Origin of the sequence: Streptomyces liliifuscus, from assembly GCF_016598615.1 — a bacterium.
Taxonomy (GTDB): domain Bacteria; phylum Actinomycetota; class Actinomycetes; order Streptomycetales; family Streptomycetaceae; genus Streptomyces; species Streptomyces liliifuscus.
The window spans coordinates 6,043,607-6,065,301 of the sequence record NZ_CP066831.1; the positions used below are offsets into that span (position 1 = coordinate 6,043,607).

General features: G+C 70.5%; 18 protein-coding genes. 13 read left to right on the top strand and 5 right to left on the bottom strand.

Annotated elements, in window-relative coordinates:
* The first annotated feature begins 305 nt into the window (after positions 1 to 305).
* Together JEQ17_RS25935 and JEQ17_RS25940 are read left to right on the top strand one after the other, a co-directional pair.
* Positions 306 to 1,130, top strand: coding sequence for a helix-turn-helix domain-containing protein (locus JEQ17_RS25935; RefSeq protein ID WP_200401721.1), 825 nt, complete (start codon positions 306 to 308; stop codon positions 1,128 to 1,130).
* Between the two features lie 105 nt (positions 1,131 to 1,235).
* Entirely contained in the window at positions 1,236 to 2,696 is a 1,461-nt protein-coding gene (locus JEQ17_RS25940) for an aldehyde dehydrogenase family protein (RefSeq protein WP_200397444.1), read from the top strand.
* A gap of 80 nt (positions 2,697 to 2,776) precedes the next feature.
* On the opposite strand, the gene JEQ17_RS25945 is transcribed toward JEQ17_RS25940, so the two are convergent.
* Positions 2,777 to 4,009, bottom strand: coding sequence for an FAD-dependent oxidoreductase (locus JEQ17_RS25945; protein ID WP_200397445.1), 1,233 nt, complete (start codon positions 4,007 to 4,009; stop codon positions 2,777 to 2,779).
* A gap of 333 nt (positions 4,010 to 4,342) precedes the next feature.
* Here JEQ17_RS25945 and uppS point away from each other — a divergent pair, with 333 nt between their 5' ends.
* The 6 genes from uppS (at position 4,343) to JEQ17_RS25975 (ending at position 11,023) form a co-directional block, all read left to right on the top strand.
* The gene (gene uppS, locus JEQ17_RS25950) at positions 4,343 to 6,199 is read left to right on the top strand and encodes a polyprenyl diphosphate synthase (protein ID WP_234048373.1); all 1,857 of its coding nucleotides are present in this window, start codon (positions 4,343 to 4,345) and stop codon (positions 6,197 to 6,199) included.
* 132 nt (positions 6,200 to 6,331) lie between these two features.
* Positions 6,332 to 6,880 carry a DinB family protein gene (locus tag JEQ17_RS25955; protein WP_200397446.1) on the top strand — a complete coding sequence of 183 codons (549 nt, stop codon included), beginning with the start codon at positions 6,332 to 6,334 and terminating at the stop codon, positions 6,878 to 6,880.
* 66 nt (positions 6,881 to 6,946) lie between these two features.
* On the top strand, positions 6,947 to 7,588 hold the full coding sequence (locus tag JEQ17_RS25960; RefSeq protein ID WP_200397447.1) for a PadR family transcriptional regulator: 642 nt from the start codon (positions 6,947 to 6,949) through the stop codon (positions 7,586 to 7,588).
* Positions 7,589 to 7,741: 153 nt separating this feature from the next.
* Positions 7,742 to 8,686 (top strand): ATP-binding cassette domain-containing protein, encoded by a 945-nt coding sequence (locus tag JEQ17_RS25965; RefSeq protein WP_200397448.1) that lies wholly within the window; start codon positions 7,742 to 7,744, stop codon positions 8,684 to 8,686.
* Positions 8,687 to 8,724: 38 nt separating this feature from the next.
* Positions 8,725 to 9,474: an ABC transporter permease gene (locus JEQ17_RS25970; RefSeq protein WP_200401723.1), complete on the top strand. Its 750-nt coding sequence runs from the start codon at positions 8,725 to 8,727 to the stop codon at positions 9,472 to 9,474.
* Between the two features lie 466 nt (positions 9,475 to 9,940).
* Positions 9,941 to 11,023 carry a WD40/YVTN/BNR-like repeat-containing protein gene (locus tag JEQ17_RS25975; protein ID WP_200397449.1) on the top strand — a complete coding sequence of 361 codons (1,083 nt, stop codon included), beginning with the start codon at positions 9,941 to 9,943 and terminating at the stop codon, positions 11,021 to 11,023.
* A 98-nt stretch (positions 11,024 to 11,121) separates the two neighbouring features.
* Here JEQ17_RS25975 and JEQ17_RS25980 read toward each other — a convergent pair whose 3' ends face one another.
* Positions 11,122 to 12,528 (bottom strand): glutamate decarboxylase, encoded by a 1,407-nt coding sequence (locus JEQ17_RS25980; protein WP_200397450.1) that lies wholly within the window; start codon positions 12,526 to 12,528, stop codon positions 11,122 to 11,124.
* Positions 12,529 to 12,712: 184 nt separating this feature from the next.
* On the opposite strand from JEQ17_RS25980, the gene JEQ17_RS25985 reads away from it, so the two are divergent.
* Positions 12,713 to 13,474 carry a MerR family transcriptional regulator gene (locus tag JEQ17_RS25985; protein ID WP_200397451.1) on the top strand — a complete coding sequence of 254 codons (762 nt, stop codon included), beginning with the start codon at positions 12,713 to 12,715 and terminating at the stop codon, positions 13,472 to 13,474.
* A 112-nt stretch (positions 13,475 to 13,586) separates the two neighbouring features.
* Here JEQ17_RS25985 and JEQ17_RS25990 read toward each other — a convergent pair whose 3' ends face one another.
* Positions 13,587 to 13,952, bottom strand: a complete 366-nt coding sequence (locus JEQ17_RS25990) for a YbjQ family protein (RefSeq protein WP_055610766.1) — start codon at positions 13,950 to 13,952, stop codon at positions 13,587 to 13,589.
* 140 nt (positions 13,953 to 14,092) lie between these two features.
* On the opposite strand from JEQ17_RS25990, the gene JEQ17_RS25995 reads away from it, so the two are divergent.
* Positions 14,093 to 15,076, top strand: coding sequence for a DedA family protein (locus JEQ17_RS25995; protein WP_200397452.1), 984 nt, complete (start codon positions 14,093 to 14,095; stop codon positions 15,074 to 15,076).
* A gap of 129 nt (positions 15,077 to 15,205) precedes the next feature.
* Here the strand turns inward: JEQ17_RS25995 and JEQ17_RS26000 are convergent, their stop codons facing one another.
* Positions 15,206 to 16,861, bottom strand: coding sequence for a threonine/serine exporter family protein (locus tag JEQ17_RS26000; protein WP_234048374.1), 1,656 nt, complete (start codon positions 16,859 to 16,861; stop codon positions 15,206 to 15,208).
* 105 nt (positions 16,862 to 16,966) lie between these two features.
* Positions 16,967 to 17,458 carry an inorganic diphosphatase gene (locus tag JEQ17_RS26005; RefSeq protein WP_033321679.1) on the bottom strand — a complete coding sequence of 164 codons (492 nt, stop codon included), beginning with the start codon at positions 17,456 to 17,458 and terminating at the stop codon, positions 16,967 to 16,969.
* Positions 17,459 to 17,537: 79 nt separating this feature from the next.
* Here JEQ17_RS26005 and dacB point away from each other — a divergent pair, with 79 nt between their 5' ends.
* The 3 genes from dacB (at position 17,538) to tilS (ending at position 21,644) form a co-directional block, all read left to right on the top strand.
* Positions 17,538 to 19,133 carry a D-alanyl-D-alanine carboxypeptidase/D-alanyl-D-alanine endopeptidase gene (gene dacB, locus JEQ17_RS26010; protein WP_200397453.1) on the top strand — a complete coding sequence of 532 codons (1,596 nt, stop codon included), beginning with the start codon at positions 17,538 to 17,540 and terminating at the stop codon, positions 19,131 to 19,133.
* Positions 19,134 to 19,285: 152 nt separating this feature from the next.
* A complete protein-coding gene (locus JEQ17_RS26015; RefSeq protein WP_200397454.1) occupies positions 19,286 to 20,410 on the top strand; it encodes a zinc-dependent metalloprotease in 1,125 nt (374 codons plus the stop codon).
* Between the two features lie 172 nt (positions 20,411 to 20,582).
* Positions 20,583 to 21,644: a tRNA lysidine(34) synthetase TilS gene (gene tilS / locus JEQ17_RS26020; RefSeq protein ID WP_200397455.1), complete on the top strand. Its 1,062-nt coding sequence runs from the start codon at positions 20,583 to 20,585 to the stop codon at positions 21,642 to 21,644.
* The last annotated feature ends 51 nt before the right edge of the window (positions 21,645 to 21,695 follow it).

Here is a 21,695-nt window from a genome sequence, read left to right on the forward strand (position 1 = left end):
GGTGGCGCGAGACCATCGTTCCGAATGCGTTCGGCAGATGCAAGGGCAGATGCACGTGCACGTGCCCGAATTGGACCTTCCCATACCGCTTCTTGGTCATTTTTTCCGCGACCTTCTCGCCGCTTTTTTGTGTCTGGCTTGTCTTCTCCTTGTCGATTCCTGTGTGTCCCCGCTGAAACCTTGCCGTTTCTGTAATCGAACGAGTACTGCTTGGAGTGATTTAGTGGCAGACTGCGGCCCTTGAAGACGGGTTGGGGAGGCGGACGAACGTGAGCGCGCAGGAGTCGGGATCGGTGGTACGGCGCATGCTGCTCGGCTCACACCTGAGGCGGCTGCGCGAGTCGCGCGGCGTCACCAGGGAAAAGGCCGGCTACTCGATCCGCGCCTCCGAATCGAAGATCAGCCGTATGGAGTTGGGCCGGGTGAGCTTCAAGACGAGAGACGTCGAGGATCTGCTGACGCTCTACGGGATCGCCGACGAGGCGGAGCGCGCCTCCCTGCTCTCCCTCGCCAAGGAGGCCAACGTCGCGGGCTGGTGGCACAGTTACTCGGACGTCCTGCCCAGCTGGTTCCCGACGTATGTCGGCCTGGAGGGCGCCGCGTCCCTGATCCGCTCCTACGAGGTCCAGTTCGTGCACGGCCTGCTGCAGACCGAGGCGTACGCGCACGCGGTCGTGGCGCGGGGCATGAAGGGCGCGAGCGAGGCGGACATCGAGCGGCGCGTGGCGCTGCGCCTGGAGCGCCAGAAGTACCTCGTGTCGGAGAGCGCCCCGGACTTCCACGTCGTACTCGACGAGGCCGCGCTGCGACGCCCGTACGGCGACCGGGAGGTGATGCGGGGGCAGCTCCAGCACCTCATCGACATCTCCCAGCGTCCCAACGTGCGGCTTCAGGTCATGCCGTTCAGCTTCGGCGGGCACGCCGGCGAGAGCGGGGCCTTCACGGTGCTCAGCTTCCCCGAGTCCGATCTGTCCGACGTCGTATACCTGGAGCAGCTCACCAGTGCGCTGTATCTGGACAAGCGCGAGGACGTCACCCAGTACGAGAAGGCGATGAAGGAGCTCCAGCAGGACAGCCCCGGTCCCGACGAGAGCCGTGACTTGCTCAGGGGTCTGCTGCAGCTCTCCTGAATCCGCTCTCCAACTCCCTTGAGACACCAGTACGATGACGTGTGATCAGACCGTGAAGATGATCGTTCGGGTGTCTGCTGCGGCAGCAAGGGATTGAGGGATCACATGTCGTCCTACTTCACCGACCTGGCTCAGCAGTACATCGACGGCGAGTGGCGTCCCGGCACGGGCTCCTGGGACATCATCGACTTCAACCCGTACGACGGTGAGAAGCTCGCGTCGATCACGATAGCCACGGTCGACGAGGTGGATCAGGCCTATCGGGCCGCCGCCCGCGCCCAGAAGGAATGGGCCGCGACGAACCCGTACGCGCGTCGTGGCGTGTTCGAGAAGGCCCTGCGGATCATCGAGGAGCGCGAGCAGGAGATCGCCGAGGTGATCATCGCGGAGCTCGGCGGCACGCATCTGAAGGCCGGCTTCGAACTGCACCTCGCCAAGGAGTTCCTGCGCGAGTCGATCAACCTGGCGCTGCGGCCCGAGGGCCGGATCATCCCCTCGCCGGTCGACGGCAAGGAGAACCGCCTCTACCTCGTCCCGGTCGGCGTCGTCGGTGTGATCAGCCCCTTCAACTTCCCGTTCCTGCTGTCGCTGAAGTCCGTCGCGCCCGCGCTTGCCCTCGGCAACGGCGTGGTCCTCAAGCCGCACCAGAACACCCCGATCGTGGGCGGTTCCCTGGTCGCGAAGATCTTCGAGGACGCGGGCCTGCCGGCCGGTCTGCTCAACGTCGTGATCACCGACATCGCGGAGATAGGCGACGCCTTCATCGAGCACCCGGTCCCGAAGGTCATCTCCTTCACCGGCTCCGACAAGGTCGGCCGCCACGTCGCCACCGTCTGCGCCGCGAATTTCAAGCGCTCCGTCCTCGAACTCGGCGGCAACAGCGCGCTGGTGGTCCTGGACGACGCGGACATCGACTACGCCGTGGACGCCGCGGTCTTCAGCCGGTACGTGCACCAGGGCCAGGTCTGCATGGCCGCGAACCGCGTCCTCGTGGACCGCTCGATCGAGGCCGAGTTCACCGAGAAGTTCGTCGCCAAGGTGAAGACGCTCAAGGTCGGCGACCCGAACGACCCGGGGACCGTCATCGGCCCGCTCATCAACTCCTCGCAGGCGGACTCCGTTTCGGGCGTCGTGGACCAGGCGATCGCCGAGGGTGCCACCGCCCTCGTGCACGGCACCGTCACCGACAACCTCGTCGAGCCGTCCGTGCTGACCGGCCTGCCCGCCGACTCCGACATCCTCCGCCAGGAGATCTTCGGCCCCGTGGCGCTCCTCGTCCCGTTCGACGGCGAGGAGGAGGCCGTGCGGATCGTCAACGACACCCCCTACGGGCTGAGCGGCGCCGTGCACACCGCCGACGTCGAACGCGGTGTCGCCTTCGCCAGGCAGATCGACACGGGCATGTTCCACGTGAACGACGGCACCGTGCACGACGAGCCGCTGGTCGACTTCGGCGGCGAGAAGTCCTCGGGCATCGGCCGGCTGAACGGCGAGTCGACGGTCGGCGCCTTCACCACCCAGAAGTGGATCTCGGTACAGCACGGGCGCAGCTTCTTCCCGTTCTGACCTGCCAACTCCTTTACGGGGCGCCCCTGCCGGCTTCGGCGAGGGCGCCCCGTGCCGCGTTTCGGTGTGCACGACCCGCCTCAGCGGCGGCTCAGCAGATAGGCGTCCGGCCCGTACGCGGCGGCGATGTCCTGCGCCGGGATGCCGAGCATCGTGGAGAACGCCGTCACGACCGGCAGATGGGCCGCGCCGGGCTCGTCCCCGGTGAGGAGGTCCCCGACCGCGTCACGGAGCACGGGGCTGCGGCGCAGCTGATCGACGGCCAGCGCGGCCGTCCGCGCGGTGCCCGGCTCCTGACGGCTCAGCAGACGGTAGAGCGCCATCGCCACCCGCCCGGTCGCCGCTCCCGCTCCCGCGTGCTCCCTGGCGTACGCCTCGGCCGAGCCGTGCGCGGCCAGGCTCAGCGCGTCCTGGATGCCGAGGGTCGTACCGGCCGCGAGGATCGGGTGGATGTGCCCGACCGCGTCGCCGACCAGCGCGATCCTGCCCTCGCCGTAGTGCACACGGGGGCGAAAACCGGTCGCGGACCACGTCAGCCGGCCCGCCGCGAGGGCATCGGCCAGCGGCCGGCGCAGCACCTCCGGCATCAGCGGCACGAAATGACGGTGCAGATACGCGTGCAGCGCCGGTGGTCGCGGATGCGTCGGGGGTACGTCGAGGACCACCCGGATCGCGTCGGGAGCGATGGAGTAGATGGCCACACCGTGCCCGGGCACCTCGCTCGCGACCTGGAACGACTCGTAGACCGGCAGCCCGGGCCCTTCGAGCACGACACCGGCGGAGTGCGACACGACGGTCTGCGGGGTGTGCCCGAACAGCGCGCGGCGGACGCCGGAGGAGCGGCCGTCCGCCGCCACCACGAGATCGGCGCGCAGCCGCGTCTCCTGCCCGTCCCGGGTCAGCCGGACCGTGCCGTCCGGTGTCGCCGAGGTGACGCGGGCGCAGGTGAGCACCTCAACGCCGGGCCGTTCCAGGACGCTGTCCCGCAGCGCGTCCACCAGCTCCGCGTGGGGCATCGACACGGCCCGCATGCCCCGCCGGTAGGGCACCACGACCGGCTCGTGCCCCTCGTCGGCCAGGTGCATGCTGACGCCCGTACCCCGGACGTGACCGCCCTCCGGGAGCGCGAGGCCCCAGCGCAGCAGCACATCGGCAGCGGTCGGATGCAGCCATTCCACGGCGAACGGCGAGGCGGGCCCCCGCTCCATGCGCTCGACCACCACGACCCGGGCACCGCGGTCGGCCAACGCGTGCGCGGCGGCGCAGCCGACCGGGCCGGCCCCCACGACGATCGCGTCCACGGAATCGCTCATGCCTGGCTCACATCCCGGGCTGGCGCCCTGTGTTGACGGTGCGTCACTGTTGGTGACCGATCGCCTACGGAACCTAACCCATGTCCGTTCCCCGCCCCGGCGGCGTACCACGATCGGGCGAGAAGGTCGCCGAGCCCGCGCGGCGCGGCGACGGGACCGGTAGGAAGGGGGCACCGTCGGGTGGCGCACCAGGCCGTTCCGAGGGCCGTGCGGGGTCGTTGAGAGAGTGCCGCACCAGGCCGGTCCGTGGGCCGGTCCGGGCCGACGGCGACCGCTTTTCCGACCTATCGCCAGGCGTGACGTGCGACGTGACGGCTGTGAAAGAAGGGTTCCTTGTCCCCCGTTCTCCCTCAGGCCGCCCCCGACCCTGCGTCAGCCCCCGCCCCCGACATCGCCGCCGCCTACGCGTCCTGCCGACGGCTGGTGAGGTCCTCCCGCTCCGTCGAGTACTCCGTCATGCAGCTGATGCCGGCCGCGCTGCGCCCCGCGTGCTGGGCCATGTACGCGGCCGCCGTGACGACCGACGCCCTCGTGGACGACGAGGAGGGCAGCCCGGCCGAGCGCGCCGCGAGACTGCAGGCCTGGGTGGACGCCCTGCGCGCGGAGCTCTCGGAGACTGGGTCCTCGCCCGTGGGACCGCCTATCGCGGGGCCCTCGCGCGCGGGGCCGTCCCACGGGCCCGGGGGTGACGGCCAAGGCCGTGCGGATCCGGTCCGCCGCGCGCTCGCGGACACCATCCGAACGTGGCAACTCGACGTCGAGACGTTGACGCCCGTCTTCACCGCGTTGCGCGAGGACGCCTCGGGCCGCCGCCCCCAGACCTGGCGCGAGTGGAGCCTGCGCACCCAGGCGGAGAACACCCCGTGGGCGATGTGGTGCCTGACTCTCCTGACCCGGGCCGGAGTTCCGACCACGGTCCGCCAGGAGCACCTGGAGGCCATGCCGGCCTTCCTCGACGGCCTCTATCTCACCGACACCCTCACCGATCTGGCGTCCGACCTCGGCCGCGGCATCCTGACGCTCCCGGAGGAGGCCCTCGCGGCTCATGGGGTCTCCGAGGCCGACCTCCTCGCCCGCCGCTGGACACCGCCCGTCGAGGCGCTGATCACCGGCCTGACCGAACAGGCCCACGACTGGCTGGAACAGCCCGCGCTGCAGCGGGGGGTGCACCCGGGGATGGCCGTCCTGCTCCGCACCTCCACCGATCTGTTCCGGGCCCGCGTCCGCACCGCCCGACGGCTCGGCCCCGCGCTGCTGCACCGCACCGCCGAACTGTCCCCGGCCGTACGGCTGCGGCTGCTCGCCCCGGCCCGCGTCCGTGCCGTACGAGCCTGGCGGCGGGCCGCGCTGGCGCAGCCGGCCGAGCCCGTGGTGGCCCTGCCCGAGCCCAGGCGCGAGGCCGACGCGGCGTTCCTCCCGCCGGTGCCGCCCCGCCCCCACCCGAGCGGAGAGTGCGCGCCGGACATCCCCGCGGAGCGGCTGCCCCGGCATGTGGGCGTCATCATGGACGGCAACGGCCGCTGGGCCGCACAGCAGGGACTGCCCCGCAGCGAGGGCCACCGCGTCGGCTCGGACGCCACCCGCGATGTCGTCCACGGGGCGCTGGAGCTCGGGCTGAGCCATCTGACGCTGTACGCGTTCTCCACCGAGAACTGGCGGCGCGACGCGAGCGAGGTCGCCCGGCTGTTCCGCACGATGCACGACACCCTGCGCGACTCGGACCTGCGTTCCCTCGACGTCCGGCTGCGCTGGGCGGGCAGTCCCGAGGGGCTCCCGGTGGACCTGGCCGACGCGCTCAGGCAGAGCGCGCGCGACAGCCGTCACAGGACCGGGCTGACGCTCACGCTGTGTGTCAACTACGGCGGCCGTGCCGAACTCGTCCAGGCCGCGGCGGGACTGGCCCGCGCCGCAGCGGCGGGCGAGCTGGACCCGGACCACATCGACGAACGTCTCCTCGCCGCCCATCTGCCGCACCCCCACCTTCCGGAGGTCGACCTGTTGTGGCGCACCGGCGGTGAACACCGGATCTCCAACTTCCTTCCCTGGCACCTCAGTTACAGCGAGCTCCACTTCACCGACACGCTGTGGCCCGAGGTCGACCGCCGGGACCTGTGGCGGGCGGTCAGCACGTACACGCAGCGCAGGCGACGGCACGGGGCCGCGCCGGTCGTGGAGGGCACGCGGGTCTGAAGCCCGGCATTCCGCCCGGGGTTCCGGAATTCCGCCCGGAGTCGGCTCCTATTGAGGACAGAAGCTGTCCGCAAGGGTCCGTAACTTGGTCGGTGTCAGCAGGCAAGAGGTCCCGATGAGAGGCGGCCACTCATGGTCATGCACGTGCACGCGGAGGCCCACGGCGACGAGCGCGGGGCGCTGCTCGCCTTCCTGGACGAGCAGCGCGGGGGTATCCGCCGGACGTTGCTCGGCCTGACCGACGAGCAGGCCGCGACCCGCCCGAGCGCCAGCGAACTCTCGCTCTCCGGGTTGCTCAAGCATGTCGCCGAGACCGAGCAGGGCTGGCTGTCGCGGGCCCGGCAGGTGGCGCCCGAAATCCAGCGCTCCGAGGAGAACTGGGGCGACAGCTTCCGGCTCGTCGGCGACGAGACCGTCGAGTCGATGCTCGGCCACTGGGACAAGGTCGCCGGGCAGACCGAGGACTTCATCCGTTCCGTGCCCAGCCTGAACGACACGTTCCCGCTGCCCGACGAGCCCTGGTTCCCGGACGACGAGGCCGTGTCGATGCGCTGGCTGATGCTCCGCCTGATCGCGGAGATGGCCCGGCACGCCGGCCACGCCGACGTCATCCGCGAGTCCCTGGACGGTAAGACCGCCTTCGAGTTGGTCGCGCAGGAGCAGGGAGCCTCCTGGGGGTGAGCCCTGGAGGTCTTCTGGAGGTGAGGTGCCGCCCGGCGCCGGGGAGACGGGCCATACGCTGGCTCCATGTCTGCGATCCGTCTCCTCGTGCTCGGCGCAGTGCGCCAGCACGGCCGGGCCCACGGCTACCAGGTGCGCAACGACCTGGAGTACTGGGGCGCGCACGAGTGGTCCAACGCCAAGCCGGGCTCGATCTACCACGCGCTCAAGCAGATGGCGAAGCAGGGACTGCTGATCGCCCACGAGATCGCGCCCTCCACGGCCGGCGGCCCGCCGCGCACGGAGTACGAGATCACGGAGGCGGGCACCGGGGAGTACCTCACGCTGCTGCGCCACTACCTCACCGCGTACGACCAGAAGCCGGACGTGCTCACCGCCGCACTCGGGTTCATGGTCGACCTGGACCGCGAGGAGGTCCTCGAACTGCTGGAGGAGCGGGTGCGCGCCATCGAGGAGTGGCGCAAGGGCGTGACCGAGTACTACACGCCCGAGGAAGGCCCCGAACAACTGGGCCACATCGGCGAGATCATGAACTTCTGGGTCACCTCCGCGGACACCGGCGCCCAGTGGACCCGCGGCCTGATCGAGCGGATCAGGGGCGGCGCGTACGTCTTCTCCGGCGAGGGGGATCCGTTCGTGGGGGTGCTGGCGGACGACGAAGAGAACCCGTATGCGACGGGGAAGCCTCATCCGGGGGACGCGGGCTGAGCGCATTCGGGGACGCGCGCTCGGTGAAGGCACGCGTGCTCGGCAGGCTCGGAGAATTTTCGCTAATCAAGTTTGACTAAGCGCCCGGACGGGCATACGGTTCACCGGCACGCTGGTAGTCAAGTTTGATTACTCGAAGGTGAAGGGAGCCCGATGACCGACGTGATCGTCGTCGAGGGCGTACGGAAGAGGTACGGAGACAAGCACGCGCTGGACGGGCTCGACCTGAGCGTCGGGCGCGGCACGGTGCACGGAGTGCTCGGGCCGAACGGCGCGGGCAAGACGACCCTGGTCCGCATCCTGGCCACCCTGCTGCGGCCCGACGAGGGCCGCGTCGAGGTGGCGGGGCACGACGTGAGGACCGACGCACACGAGGTGCGCTTCCGCATCGGACTGCTCGGCCAGCACGCGGCGCTCGACGAGGAGCTCGGCGGACGGCAGAACCTGGAGATGTTCGGCCGTCTCTACCACCTGGGTGCCCGCCGCGCGCGCGTGCGGGCCGACGAGCTCCTGGAGCGGTTCGGCCTGGGGGACACGGGCCGCAAGGCGGTCAAGCAGTACAGCGGAGGCATGCGGCGCCGGCTCGACCTCGCCGCCTCGCTCATCACCGAACCGGAGGTGCTCTTCCTGGACGAGCCGACGACGGGCCTGGACCCGCGAGGACGCGCGGAGGTGTGGAACGCGGTGCGCTCCCTGGTCGGCGGCGGCACGACCGTGCTGCTCACCACGCAGTACCTGGAGGAGGCGGACCAGCTCGCCGACCGCATCTCGGTCATCGACCGGGGTCAGGTCATCGCGGACGGCACGGCGGACGAGCTGAAGGCGAAGACGGGCGGCGACCGGATCGACGTCGTCCTGCACGACGCGGGCCAACTGGGCGCCGCCGTGGCCCTGTTGCCGTTCGACAAGGCCACCCTCTCCGTGGACGCCGACCGGCGCCTGCTCAGCGCCCCGGTCACCGACCGCATGACGGCCCTCGCCGGGGCCGTACGCGCCCTGGAGGAGGCCGGGATAGAGGCCGAGGACATCGCACTGCGCCGGCCGACCCTGGACGAGGTCTTCCTGCATCTGACCGGCAAGACCGAGGAGGCCGCGTGAGTACGTCGTTGAGCTGGGCCGTCACCGACTCCTGGACCATGACCCGACGCGAACTCGCCCACTGGGCACGGCAGCCCTTCCAGGTCTTCGTGGGGCTGGCGTTCCCCGTGATGCTCCTGCTGATGTTCGGCTATCTGATGGGCGGCGGCAGCGGCATCTCGGGCGACTACCGCGAGTACCTGGTACCGGGCATGTTCGCGCTGACCATGGCCTTCGGCCTCGACGCCACCATGGTCGCGGTCACCCAGGACCTCAACAAGGGAGTGATCGACCGGTTCCGGTCGATGCCGATGACCGTCGGCGCCGTCCTCGTGGGCCGTTCGGCCGCGGACATGCTGCAGTCGGCCCTCTCCCTGGTGGTCCTCGTCGGCGTCGGGCTCGCGGTCGGCTGGACCTGGCACGGCTCGTTCGCGGCCTTCCTGGGCGCGCTCGGCCTGCTGCTCCTGCTGCGGTTCGCGATGCTGTGGATAGGCATCCACCTGGCGATGGTGGCGGGCAAGCCGGAACTCGTGGTCACCGTGCAGATCCTGGTCTGGCCGGTGAGCTTCCTGTCCAACGCCTTCGCCACTCCCGAGTCCATGCCGGGCTGGCTGGGGGCGACCGTCGAGTGGAACCCCATGTCCGCGACGGCCACGGCGGTACGTGACCTGTTCGGCAACGAAGGCGGCGCGGTGAGCACGTCCTGGGCGGCGGAACACGCCCAACTCCTGGCGGTGCTCTGGCCGCTCGCCCTGATCGCGGTGTTCTTCCCGCTGGCGGTACGGAGGTTCGGGGCGCTGAGCAAGTAGGGGGTCCGGGCGGGGACCGGTACGGGGTGGTGGCTGCCGGGGCGGGCTGGGCGTGGGTACGGGCCGGGCGTTGGTACGGGCCAGGCCTCGGTTCGTGCCAGGCCTCGGTTCGTGCCAGGCCTCGGTACGGGTCGGTCCAGGCGCGGGTCGGTCACCCCCGCGGCGAAGTCGCCGGGACGAAGTGGGAACCCGATCGCGGCGAGCGGTGTACCAGAAGCAGACGCTGCGCGAGGAGCGCGGCGGGGCATCGGTTCGTCGCTGATCGGGGGATTCCATGGGGTGGTCGGGGCTGAGGAGGAGGGCCGCCGCGGTTCTGGCCGCGGTGCTCGGGGTGTCGGCGTTGCTGGGGGCGTGCGCCGAGGCCGAGCCGCGAGGGGGCGGTGCGGCGGGGGCCGCGAGGTCTTCGCCCGCCGGGGCCTCGTCAGCCGGGTCCTCGGGCGCCGCGGCCGATCCGGCGGGATCCGGGGTGACGCCTCCCCGGATCCCGTCGGCACCCGGGCTGCCCGGCAGTCCGTCGGGCGTCGACTTCGCGGCGGACGGCAGCGGCTTCGCGCTCTTCGCGCAGTGCGGGGAGAAGCGCTGCCGGCAGAGCGTGGCCGTGCTGGACAGAGGAGCGGACGCCTGGCGCCCGGTGCGCTCGCCGCTGCCGGACGTGACGGGCGATCTCGGAATCACGGTGGGGCTCACCGGACTGGGCCCAGGCCGCGCGCTGATCACCGAGGGCGTCTGGCCGCCGACGTACCGGACCTGGTTCACGGCCGACGGCGGCCGCACCTGGCGGACGGGCTCGGAGAAACCCTCGGGGACGATCCCGGTGGTGCCCGAGGGAGGCGCTCTGGTCCGGGACTGCGTGAAGGTGCTGGACGACAACAGCTACTGCGAGCGGTCCCGACTGCTCGTCGTTCTGCCGGACACGGGTGAGTTCCGCGTGCTGGCCACGCAGCCGCCGCTGGAAGGGGTGGTGAGCCCGGCGGGGGAGGTCACCCTCACGGCCGGAACCGTGAACCCGCCGGAGGGGCCGGACGTGCTCTTCGCCGCGGCCGACGACCCGCGGACGGGCAGGCCCGTGCTCGCCGCCAGTGAGGACCGGGGACGCACGTGGAGGAGGGCCCCGCTCCCGGGCGCCGACCGGGCGTCACATGTGCGCGTGACAGAGGCGGACGGCACGCTGTATGCCCTGGAGACGGGCCAGTTGCCTGAGGACGACACCGTGAAGAACGGCCTGCGGGCCATCCACCGCAGCACCGACGCCGGCCACACCTGGCAGCGCGTCTGGAGGCACCGCAAGGGCGCGGAGCCCCGCTCCAGCCTCGGTGACCTGGTGGTCGCCGCCGACGGCAGCCTCACCGTCCACGGCGAGGACGGCGTCTGGCGCAGTACCGACGGCGGCCGCACCTTCCAGCGGGGCAGCGGCGGGCGAGGCATCTCGGGCTCCGTCACCGTGACGCCGCTGGGCTACCTGGGGGCCGACAGCTTCGGCGCAGGGACCTTCCGGATATCCGCCGACGGCACCCACTGGCACCGGTTCGAACTGGGGGACGGCGACTGACCGGAGGGGGCGGAAGCGACGGAGGTGGGGGCGGCGGTGGCGGCGGAGGCGCTGGCGGGGCCGGTGCCGGAAGGGACGACCGTGCCGGGAAGGCCCGCTCAGTGGTGGAAGCCGGTCGCCGCCCCCTTGTCCCGGGTCAGCGGGTGCTGCTGCTGGCGCAGTTCGGGCAGCAGACGGCCCAGGTCCTCCACGAACAGCTCGGCGAGGTCGGACGAGAACCCGTTGCGGCACACCACCCGCAGCACGGACAGGTCCTCACGGTTCTCGGGGAAGGTGTACGCCGGCAGCAGCCAGCCCCGCTCCCGCATACGCCGGGACACGTCGAAGACGTCGTACGCGGTGATGTCCGGAGCCGTTGTGAACGCGAACACCGGCAACTGGTCGCCCCGGGTGAGGAGACGGAAGTCGCCGAGCGCCTCGATCCGTTCGGCGAGCCCCAGGGCGACGTCCCGCGTCGTCTGCTGAACAGCCCGGTAGCCCTCGCGGCCCAGCCGAAGGAAGGTGTAGTACTGCGCCACGACCTGCGCCCCCGGCCGGGAGAAGTTGAGCGCGAAGGTCGGCATGTCACCGCCCAGGTAGTTGACCCGGAAGACCAGCTCCTCCGGCAGCTCGGCGGCCGAGCGCCACAGCGCCCAGCCGACACCCGGGTAGACCAGTCCGTACTTGTGCCCCGAGGTGTTGATGGAGGAGACACGCGGCAGCCGGAAGTCCCAGACCAGGTCCTCGTCGAGGAAGGGAGCGACCATCGCGCCGGACGCGCCGTCGACGTGGACGGGGATGTCCAGACCCGTGCGCGACTGCAACTCGTCCAGGGCGGCGCAGAGTTCGGCGATCGGCTCGTACGATCCGTCAAAGGTGGAGCCGAGGATGCCGACGACGCCGATGGTGTTCTCGTCGCACAGTTCGGCGGCGGCCTGCGGGTCGAGGTGGAACCGGTCGCCCTCCATGGGCACCTGACGGGCCTCGACCTCCCAGAAGTTGCAGAACTTGTCCCAGCAGACCTGGACGTTGACGCCCATGACGAGATTGGGGCGGGCCCCCGGATACCGGTCGGCGTTGCGCTTGGCCCAGCGGCGCTTGAGCGCCATGCCCGCGAGCATGCACGCCTCGCTGGACCCCGTCGTGGAACAGCCCACGGCGGCGGACGGATCCGGCGCGTTCCACAGGTCGGCGAGCATCGCCACACATCGCCGCTCCAGCTCGGCCGTGCGCGGGTACTCGTCCTTGTCGATCATGTTCTTGTCGCTGCACTCGGTCATCAGCACCCCGGCCTGGGGTTCCATCCAGGTGGTGACGAAGGTGGCGAGGTTGAGGCGGGAGTTGCCGTCCAGCATCAGCTCGTCGTGCACCAGCTGATACGCGGTGGAGGGCGGCAGCGGCCCGTCCGGCAGCCGGTGCTGGGGCGGGGCCTCGGTCATGCCGCCGACCGGATTCGCCTGCCCGTAGAAGGGGTTGACGGTCGCGGGACGCTCGTCGGGCTGCTCGGGGCCGGTGTGCAGCGGCATGGGTCCTCCGGTCGGTGAGGTCGGGCCTCCATGGTGGGCCACCACCTCGTCATAAGCGGGTAAAACCGGCATGGCACCCGGTGGATTCGGGTCCGGCGGAAGCGGCCGGTGGATTCCGGCTTGCACCTCACGTGACGTGAGGCCGCAGCCTGGGACGCGTACCGAAAAGGAGGGAGCGGAGACGATGAGCTACTCCGTGGGACAGGTCGCCGGTTTCGCCGGGGTGACGGTGCGGACGCTGCACCACTACGACGAGATCGGGCTGCTCGTGCCGAGCGAGCGCAGCCACGCGGGCCACCGGCGCTACGGCGACGAGGATCTCGACCGGCTGCAGCAGATCCTGTTCTACCGGGAGCTGGGCTTTCCGCTCGACGAGGTCGCGGCCCTGCTCGACGACCCGGAGGCGGACCCGCGCGCGCATCTGCGCCGCCAGCACGAGCTGCTGACCGCCCGGATCGAGAAGCTGCAGAAGATGGCCGCGGCCGTGGAGCACGCCATGGAGGCACGCACGATGGGCATCAACCTCACACCCGAGGAGAAGTTCGAGGTCTTCGGCGACAAGGACCCCGAGGAGCACGCGGAGGAGGCCGAGCGCCGCTGGGGAGGCACCGAGGCGTACGCGGAGTCGCAGCGCCGCGCCGCCCGCTACACCAAGGACGACTGGAAGCGCATGCAGGCCGAGGTCGCCTCCTGGGGCGAGCGCTATGACGCCCTCATGGAGGCCGGCGAGCCCGCCACGGGGGAGCGGGCCATGGACATGGCCGAGGAACACCGGCAGCACATCGGCCAGTGGTTCTACGACTGCTCGTACGAGATCCACCGGGGTCTCGGCGAGATGTACATGTCGGACGAGCGGTTCAAGGCGTTCTACGACTCCATGCGTCCGGGGCTCGCCGAGCACCTGAGGGACGCGATCACGGCGAACGCGGCACGGCACGAGGCCTGAGGGCGCGGGCGGCAAGAGGCCCGAGGCGATCGGCGAATGCCCGCGAGTAGAGGGAGGGCGGTAAGGGGCGTTCGCAATGGCGGGCGCCCCTTACCCCCGTACAGCCGTCGCGCTATTCCTTGACCATCACCACGGCCGTGCCGTACGCGCACACCTCCGTTCCGACGTCCGACGCCTCGGTCACGTCGAAGCGGAACGCCAGCACACCGTTGGCGCCCCGCGCGCGTGCCTGCTCGACGAGCCGTTCCATCGCCTGGTTGCGGGTCTCCACCAGCGTCTTGGTGAGGCCCTTGAGCTCGCCGCCGATCATCGACTTCAGACCCGCGCCGATCTGGCTGCCCAGATGCCTGGAGCGCACGGTCAGTCCGAAGACCTCACCGACGACCTGCTCGACCCGGTAGCCGGGCACGTCGTTCGTCGTCACGACCAGTACGTCGGGCTGGGGTCCCTGACCGCCGCCGTATTCTTCGATTCCCATGGCTCACAGCTTTGTCCCAGTCGGGGCACAGTGCATCCTGTAGGAGCCGGTGGAACCTGGACCCTTCATGCTGCGTTGATAACTTTGGTCGGCCACACCCTCGCCTGCCGCATATCCACCACCCTCAGGAGTCCGGAATCGTGACGACGACGCTTGCCCTCGGCCCAAGCTGGTTGGATCCGGACTACCTTCTCGACTCGTTCGGCATCTGGGGCCTGCTCCTGATCGTCTTCGCCGAGTCCGGCCTGCTCATCGGCTTCTTCCTGCCGGGTGACTCCCTGCTGTTCACGGCGGGTCTGCTGATCACGTCGAACCAGCTGGACTTCCCGCTCTGGGCCGCCATCGTTCTGATCTGCATCGCCGCGATCGTCGGCGACCAGGTGGGCTACATGTTCGGCAAGAAGGTGGGGCCGTCGCTCTTCACCCGGCCGGACTCGCGCCTCTTCAAACAGGAGAACGTGGTCAAGGCCCACGAGTTCTTCGAGAAGTACGGCCCCAAGTCCCTGGTCCTGGCCCGCTTCGTGCCCATCGTGCGGACGTTCACGCCGATCATCGCCGGTGTCAGCGGCATGAAGTACCGCTCGTTCCTGATCTTCAACGTGGTCGGCGGCATCCTCTGGGGCGCGGGCGTCACACTGCTCGGCTCCTGGCTCGGCCAGATCGACTTCGTGAAGAAGAACATCGAGCCGATCCTGCTCCTGATCGTCTTCATCTCGGTGGTCCCGATCATCATCGAGTTCATGCGGGCCCGCAGTAAGTCCAAGAAGAACCCGCAGCAGCAGCCCCCGGCGCCGCAGGTCATGGACGATCAGACGACCCAGCTCCGCCGCATCCCCCCGGCCCACGAGAACGGTCAGAACGGCCAGGACGACTACTACGGCAACAACGCCAACGGCGGCCAGAACCAGCAGTACCAACAGCAGCCCTACACCCCGGACCAGGGCTACGACCAGAACTACGGCGGCTACCCCCAGGACCAGTACGCCCAGCAGTACCCCCAGAACTACCCGCCCCAGAACCAGCAGCAGTACCCCCAGCCCCCGTACCCCCAGGACCCGAACCAGGGCCAGCAGTACCCCCAGAACCAGGGCCACCCGTACGGCCAGAACTACCCGCAGAACTGACGAACGCGGCTCAACCGAAGCGCGCCCCATAAGGGGCGCGGGGAACTGCGCGATCAGCCAAAGGCAACCCGCACCCGGCTACGAACGACAGCCACCCACGATCAAAGCCGCCCCAAGAGGACCCGCACCTCAGAACCCGCGGGTCCTCTTCGCCGCCCTCCGCGCCCCGGCGGAAGCCCCGGGCAGACGCAGGAACAGCCGAGAAATCTCGGACCCCAGATTCACCCCGATAGCGATGGCCATCGCAAGAGCGGCCGCCTTCGTCAGCGACACCAGCCCCTCGTCGACATCGTTCTGAGCGATCGCCAGCAGCCCGAAATACGTGGCCGACCCCGGCAACAGGGGCCCGATCGCCGCGGTGGTGTAAGGCAGCGCCGAAGCGAACCGGTACCGCGACAGCAGCTGTCCGAACAGCCCCACGAGCCCGGCCGCCGCGGCCGTGGAGGCGACGGGCGAGATCTCGCCCGCGTAGTGCATGGCCCCGTACACACTCCACGCCACGCCCCCGTTGAGCGTCACGATCAGCACAGTGGAACGTTCCTGCTGGAGCAGCACCGCGAAGGTCAGCGTCAGGAGCATCGACGCGGCGATCTGCCAGTACGGCCGCTCGGCGGACTGCAGGGCCGTGTCCGGATTGAGTTCGGCGCCCAGCGTCACGCCGAAGTACAGGATCACGAGGACGCCGATGACGATGCCGACGTAGAAGTACATGACTTCCAGGAGCCGGGCCGCCGCGGTGATGTAGTAGCCGGTCAGCCCGTCCTGCACGCCCGCCACCAGCGCACGTCCGGGCAGCAGCGCGAAGAGCCCACCGGTGATCACCGCTGACGCCCGCACGTCGACGTGCGCGATCGTCAGCGCGGCACCCATCGCGGCGGCCGGCATCGCGGCCATCGTGAACTGGTAGAACTCCGGCAGCCCGCGCCCCGCGCACAGCCACGCCAGCCGGTCGCCCAGCATCGCGCCGACGGCGGCCGCGACGAACACGATCGCGTCACCGCCGACGAGCACGGAGGCCGCGCCCGCGAGCAGCCCGGTGGCGAGGGTCAGCACCCAGCCGCTGTACGGGTGCCGGTTGCGGCGGATCTCAGCGAGCCGCCGGTAGGACTCCTCCAGGGAGACCTCGGTCTGGTCGTCGCTGATGTCGTCGACGAGCTGGTAGACGGCCGCCAGACGTGTGTAGTCGGTGCCCCGGCGCCGTACGGTCCGTGACGCGGTCACCGGATCCTCGACCAGCGACGGCTGGTACGAGATGGACAGCAGCGTGAAGGTGACGCCCGGCTCGCAGCGGTCGAGGCCGTACGAACGGCAGACGGCGAACATCGCCGCCTCCACGTCCTCGGCGCCCTCGCCGCCGGCGAGCAGCAACTCGCCGATACGCAGGGTCAGGTCGAGCACGCGCGGGACGGCCGGACCCTCGTCCTCCGTCTTCTGCACGGTCTCGGGGACGGGCCGCTCGGCGACGGGCATGCGCAGCATCGTGCGCATCCGGTCCTGCCAGGGGACGTCCTTGGTGAGATCGACCCGCGGTATGCCGGTGGGCGGGGTGAAGGCGAGCGGCGCGTGCTTCGCGCTGTAGGTCCTCGGCGTGCTGAACGCCGACCCCTCCGAGTCGGTGGCGGGCACCTGCGGGACGCCGAGCCCCTTGGGAAGCGCGAACTCCGACGTCGTCGAGGACTCCTCCTCGACCGGCGCGGGCTGCGCCACCACACCGGCGGGCGGGACGAACGCACTCCTCGCCTCGTCCGACTGCGGCTTACGGTCTTCCGCCTCCGGCTCGGTCACCCACGACTCCTGAATCGCACATTCGGTACGCCTCAGTATGCGCACTGACAGACAAAGGGGCCGCGCGACCCCGTGGGGGTCACGCGGCCCTCAGGCCACGGGGGGTCAGTGACCGCCCGTCTCCTTGAACCGCTTGTAGGACCGCTCGATCTCGGCCTCGGCGTCCGTACGACCCACCCAGTTGGCGCCCTCGACGGACTTGCCCGGCTCCAGGTCCTTGTAGACCTCGAAGAAGTGCTGGATCTCCAGACGGTCGAACTCCGACACGTGGTGGATGTCCCGCAGGTGCTCCACGCGAGGGTCGTGCGCGGGCACGCACAGCAGCTTGTCGTCGCCGCCGGCCTCGTCCGTCATACGGAACATGCCGATCGTGCGGCACTGGATGAGACAGCCGGGGAAGGTCGGCTCGTCCAGGATGACCAGCGCGTCCAGCGGGTCGCCGTCCTCGCCGAGGGTGTTCTCGACGAAGCCGTAGTCGGCCGGGTAACTGGTCGAGGTGAAGAGGCGACGGTCCAGACGGATCCGACCGGTCTCGTGGTCCACCTCGTACTTGTTCCGTGAACCCTTCGGAATCTCGATCGTGACGTCGAACTCCACCGGTGGCTCCTCCATGATCAGCACATAGTTCTGGTGGTTAAGTGTCCCTCACGCAGGTGTGTGATCGCGAAAGGGGCTGGTGGTCGTGCCAGAGCTGAAGGCTTGGCGGGCCGCGAGACCGCATGTGGTGCGGGTCGCGCGGTCCGTGAGACCGCAACTCGTACGGGCCGTGGGAACAGTGAAGCCACCGCTCGTCCGGGCCGCAGGAGCCGTGAAGCCGCTGGTCACGCAGCCGTCGACCGTGCAGTTCACGGCGGGCGCCGCCACCCTCGGACTCGTCGTGGCGGCCACCGTGGTCACTGCGGCCGGGCCCTGGGACTCCACCGGTCAGCGTACGGCGGAGCGCGACTGGGCCGCATCGCAGGGGCGCGCAGGTGGCGCAGATCACGGTCATGTGTCCGGTACGTCCGGAAAGGCGCCGGCGCCCGCCCCCAGCGCCGCGTCCGTGCTCACCGGACTCGGCGGTTCCGTCGGCGCCGGGCCGTCCCCCACGGAGAAGGCCCTCGCCGACGTCCTCGGCCCGCTCCTCGACAACGCCGCGCTGGGCTCCGAACGCGCGGCCGCCGTCGTCGACCTGGCCACCGGAAAGCGCCTGTACGGCAAGGGCGCGGGCGACGCGCTGACCCCGGCGTCCACGACGAAGATCGCCACGGCCGTCGCAGCACTCACCGCGGCGGGCGCCGACCATCGCATCGAGACCCGTACGGTCCTGGAACCGGACACCGAGGAGGTCGTCCTCGTCGGCGGCGGCGACCCCACGCTGACCGCCCGCAAGGACGCGGAGGGCAACGCGAGCCTGCGCACCCTCGCCGACGAAACCGCCCGCGCCCTCAAGGACCGCAAAGCCCGTCGAGGTGCAGAGGTGACCCTCTCGTACGACACCTCGCTGTACGAGGGCCCCGACGTGCACCCCATCGGGCTCGACAACACCAATGTCGCCCGGGTCACCGCCCTGATGGCCGACGAGGGGCGGCTCGACGACACCTCAAGCGGCACCGCGAAGCGCAGCGAGGACCCGGCGGCCGACGCGGCGAAGAAGTTCGCGGATCTGCTGAAGGACCGCGGCATCAAGACCACGGTCCCCGGCCCCTCCAAGGCGACCGACCGCGCCAAGGCCCTCGCCACGGTGAAGTCCCCGCCCCTGTCCGCCCTGGTCGAACGCATGCTGACCAACAGCGACAACGACATCGCCGAGGCCCTGGCCCGCCAGACGGCCGTCGCCGCGGACGAACCGGCGAGCTTCAAGGGCGGCGGCACCGCCATCCGCAAGCAGCTGAAGAAGCTCGGACTGCCGCTCAAGGGCGCGGAGTTCGCCGACGGCAGCGGCCTGGACCGCGCCGACAAGCTCACCGCGGACCTGCTCACCGCCCTGCTGGCCAAGGCCGCCGACCCCGCCCACCCGGAGCTGCGCGCCGCCCTCACAGGCCTCCCCGTGGCCGGTTTCACCGGCACCCTCAGCACGCGCTACGCCGGCCAGCCCGGCACCGGCCTCGTACGCGCCAAGACGGGCACCCTGACCGGCGTACACACCCTGGCGGGCACCGTTGTGGACACGGACGGCCACCTCCTGGCCTTCGCCTTCCTGACGGCCTCCGACCCACCCACAGAGCCGACGGCAACCCAGAAGGCCCTGGACGCCCTGGCATCAACACTGGCGACCTGCGGCTGCAAGTGAAACTGCCGCTGTCGGCGAGCCCCGCAGGGGCAGCCGACAGCGGCGCGGGGAACTGCGCGCTCAGCCACAGCGGACCCGCACCCGATCCACAAGGGCAGCCCCTGCGGTCCACTCCCTGCCCCAAGCGGCAGCGCTCACGTACGGTTGACTGCATGACGAGCATCGGTGGTGCGGAGATGGTCGACTGGAATCTCGCGGTGGCGACCGCGACCCGGCTCGTAAGGCCGGGCCCAGAAGTGAGCCGCGACGAGGCCAGGGCCGTCGTCGCGGAGCTGCGCCGGCACGCAAAGGCCTCGGAGGAGCACGTCCGCGGCTTCACGCGGATGGGTGGCGACGACCTCCACGACACCCCCATCCTCGTCGTCGACCGCCCGGGCTGGGTCCGGGCGAACGTCGCCGGGTTCCGGGAACTGCTCAAACCGCTGCTCGACAAGATGCAGGAACGTCGCGGCAGCACCCCCGGCGGAGCCGTCCTGGGCGCCGTCGGCGGCAAGGTCACCGGCGTCGAGCTGGGCATGCTGCTGTCCTTCCTCTCCTCCCGGGTCCTCGGCCAGTACGAGACCTTCGCCCCGGCCACGCGCGAACTCCCGGCCGGCGAGAACGGCGGCGGACGACTTCTCCTGGTCGCGCCGAACATCGTGCACGTGGAGCGCGAACTCGACGTCCAGCCCCACGACTTCCGGCTCTGGGTCTGCCTCCACGAGGAGACCCACCGCACGCAGTTCACGGCCGTGCCCTGGCTGCGTGACCACCTCGAGGGCGAAATCCAGTCTTTCTTGGGGGAGACCGAGGTCGACCCCATGACCGTCCTGGAGCGCATCCGCGAGGCCGCCCAGTCCCTCGCGGGCGGCCGCCCCGAGGGCGAGGAGGGCGACGACCAGCGCTCCATCGTCGAGATCGTGCAGACCCCCGCCCAGCGCGAGATCCTCGGCCGGCTGACCGCCGTGATGTCCCTCCTGGAGGGACACGCCGACTTCGTGATGGACGGCGTCGGCCCCGCCGTCGTCCCGTCCGTCGCCGAGATCCGCGAGAAATTCCAGCAGCGACGCGCCCGCGGCGCCTCCCGCCTCGACCTGGCCCTGCGCAAGCTCCTCGGCCTCGACGCCAAACTGCGCCAGTACCGCGACGGGGAGCGATTCGTCCGCGCGGTCGTGGACGAGGTCGGCATGGACGGCTTCAACCGGGTGTGGACCTCACCGAACACGCTCCCGACCAAGTCGGAGATCGCCAAACCGGCGGACTGGGTCGCGCGGGTGCACCGTAAGGCAGAGTCGTGAATTGAATCCGGCCGACGGCAGGTGAACGCCCCTCCAATCACCCGTCCGAGGGACCGTGAGCGATGGGTAGGCGTGCAATGCTCGGGGAACGGCCCGGTTCTGTCACCATCTACACACTCTGAGTGACCGACCTCGGGCTCACCCCCCGACAATTTCATGAAGGGAACCGGACATGGGTCCCCATCCTGCGGTCGCGGCGATACGCCTGGCGGTCCGCCGCGTGCTCCATGACGTCCTCACCGATCACACGCCCTCACCCGACGCCACCTCCGCCCCCTCCGCCTCGCCCGGCACTTCGCACGAGCAGCCGCCCCCGCCGCTCGTGCTCGTCGCGTGCTCCGGCGGCGCCGACTCCATGGCGCTCGCCTCCGCCCTCGCCTTCGAAGCCCCCAAACTCGGCATCCGCGCCGGTGGTGTCACCGTGGACCACGGTCTGCAGCCCGGCTCCGACCTGCGCGCAGCGGAGGTGGTGCTGCGCCTCAACGAACTCGGCCTGGCCCCGGTCGAGTCCGTGGCCGTCAGCGTCGGCCGGGACGGCGGGCCCGAGGCCGCGGCCCGCGACGCCCGCTACGGCGCTCTGGACGCCGCCGCAGAGCGCCACGGCGCCGCCGCTGTCCTGCTCGGCCACACCCGCGACGACCAAGCCGAAACCGTCCTGCTCGGCCTGGCCCGCGGCTCCGGCATCCGTTCCCTGTCCGGAATGGCCGCCGTCTCCGGAGGACCGGGAGCCGCCCGTCGCTACCGCCGCCCCTTCCTGCACCTCGACCGGCAGACCGCCCGCAAGGCCTGCATGGTCCAGTCCCTGCCCGTGTGGGACGACCCCCACAACGCGGATCCGGCGTACACCCGTTCCCGGCTGCGCCACGAGGGACTGCCCGCCCTGGAGAAGGCGCTCGGCAAGGGCGTCGTCGAGGCACTCGCCCGTACGGCTCAGCTGTCCCGTGACGACGCCGACGCGCTCGACGCGTGGGCGGGTCAGGCCGAGGCGTCCGTACGCGACGCCACGGGCCTCCTGGAGTGCGCCAAGCTGTACGCCCTGCCGCCCGCCGTGCGCCGCCGCATCCTGCGCCGCGCCGCCATCGAGGCCGGGGCGCCCGCCGGTTCGCTGTTCGCCCGGCACATCGAAGAGGTCGACCGGCTGATCACCGGCTGGCGCGGTCAGGGAGCCATCAACCTCCCGGGCAAAGTCGTCGCCCAGCGGCAGGGTGGCAGACTGGTGATTCGGCAAGGCTGAAAAAGGGTTCCCCTTCGGGGAGCGACCCGCCCCGGAGGGCAACCCCTTCGG

Excerpts from the sequence above, each read along its gene's own strand:
- JEQ17_RS25935 (WP_200401721.1), top strand. The coding sequence starts at position 306 with ATGCTGCTCGGCTCACACCTGAGGCGGCTGCGCGAGTCGCGCGGCGTC.
- JEQ17_RS25940 (WP_200397444.1), top strand. The coding sequence starts at position 1,236 with ATGTCGTCCTACTTCACCGACCTGGCTCAGCAGTACATCGACGGCGAG.
- JEQ17_RS25945 (WP_200397445.1), bottom strand. The coding sequence starts at position 4,009 with ATGAGCGATTCCGTGGACGCGATCGTCGTGGGGGCCGGCCCGGTCGGC.
- JEQ17_RS25955 (WP_200397446.1), top strand. The coding sequence starts at position 6,332 with ATGGTCATGCACGTGCACGCGGAGGCCCACGGCGACGAGCGCGGGGCG.
- JEQ17_RS25960 (WP_200397447.1), top strand. The coding sequence starts at position 6,947 with ATGTCTGCGATCCGTCTCCTCGTGCTCGGCGCAGTGCGCCAGCACGGC.
- JEQ17_RS25965 (WP_200397448.1), top strand. The coding sequence starts at position 7,742 with ATGACCGACGTGATCGTCGTCGAGGGCGTACGGAAGAGGTACGGAGAC.
- JEQ17_RS25970 (WP_200401723.1), top strand. The coding sequence starts at position 8,725 with ATGACCCGACGCGAACTCGCCCACTGGGCACGGCAGCCCTTCCAGGTC.
- JEQ17_RS25980 (WP_200397450.1), bottom strand. The coding sequence starts at position 12,528 with ATGCCGCTGCACACCGGCCCCGAGCAGCCCGACGAGCGTCCCGCGACC.
- JEQ17_RS25985 (WP_200397451.1), top strand. The coding sequence starts at position 12,713 with ATGAGCTACTCCGTGGGACAGGTCGCCGGTTTCGCCGGGGTGACGGTG.
- JEQ17_RS25990 (WP_055610766.1), bottom strand. The coding sequence starts at position 13,952 with ATGGGAATCGAAGAATACGGCGGCGGTCAGGGACCCCAGCCCGACGTA.
- JEQ17_RS26015 (WP_200397454.1), top strand. The coding sequence starts at position 19,286 with ATGACGAGCATCGGTGGTGCGGAGATGGTCGACTGGAATCTCGCGGTG.
- tilS (WP_200397455.1), top strand. The coding sequence starts at position 20,583 with ATGGGTCCCCATCCTGCGGTCGCGGCGATACGCCTGGCGGTCCGCCGC.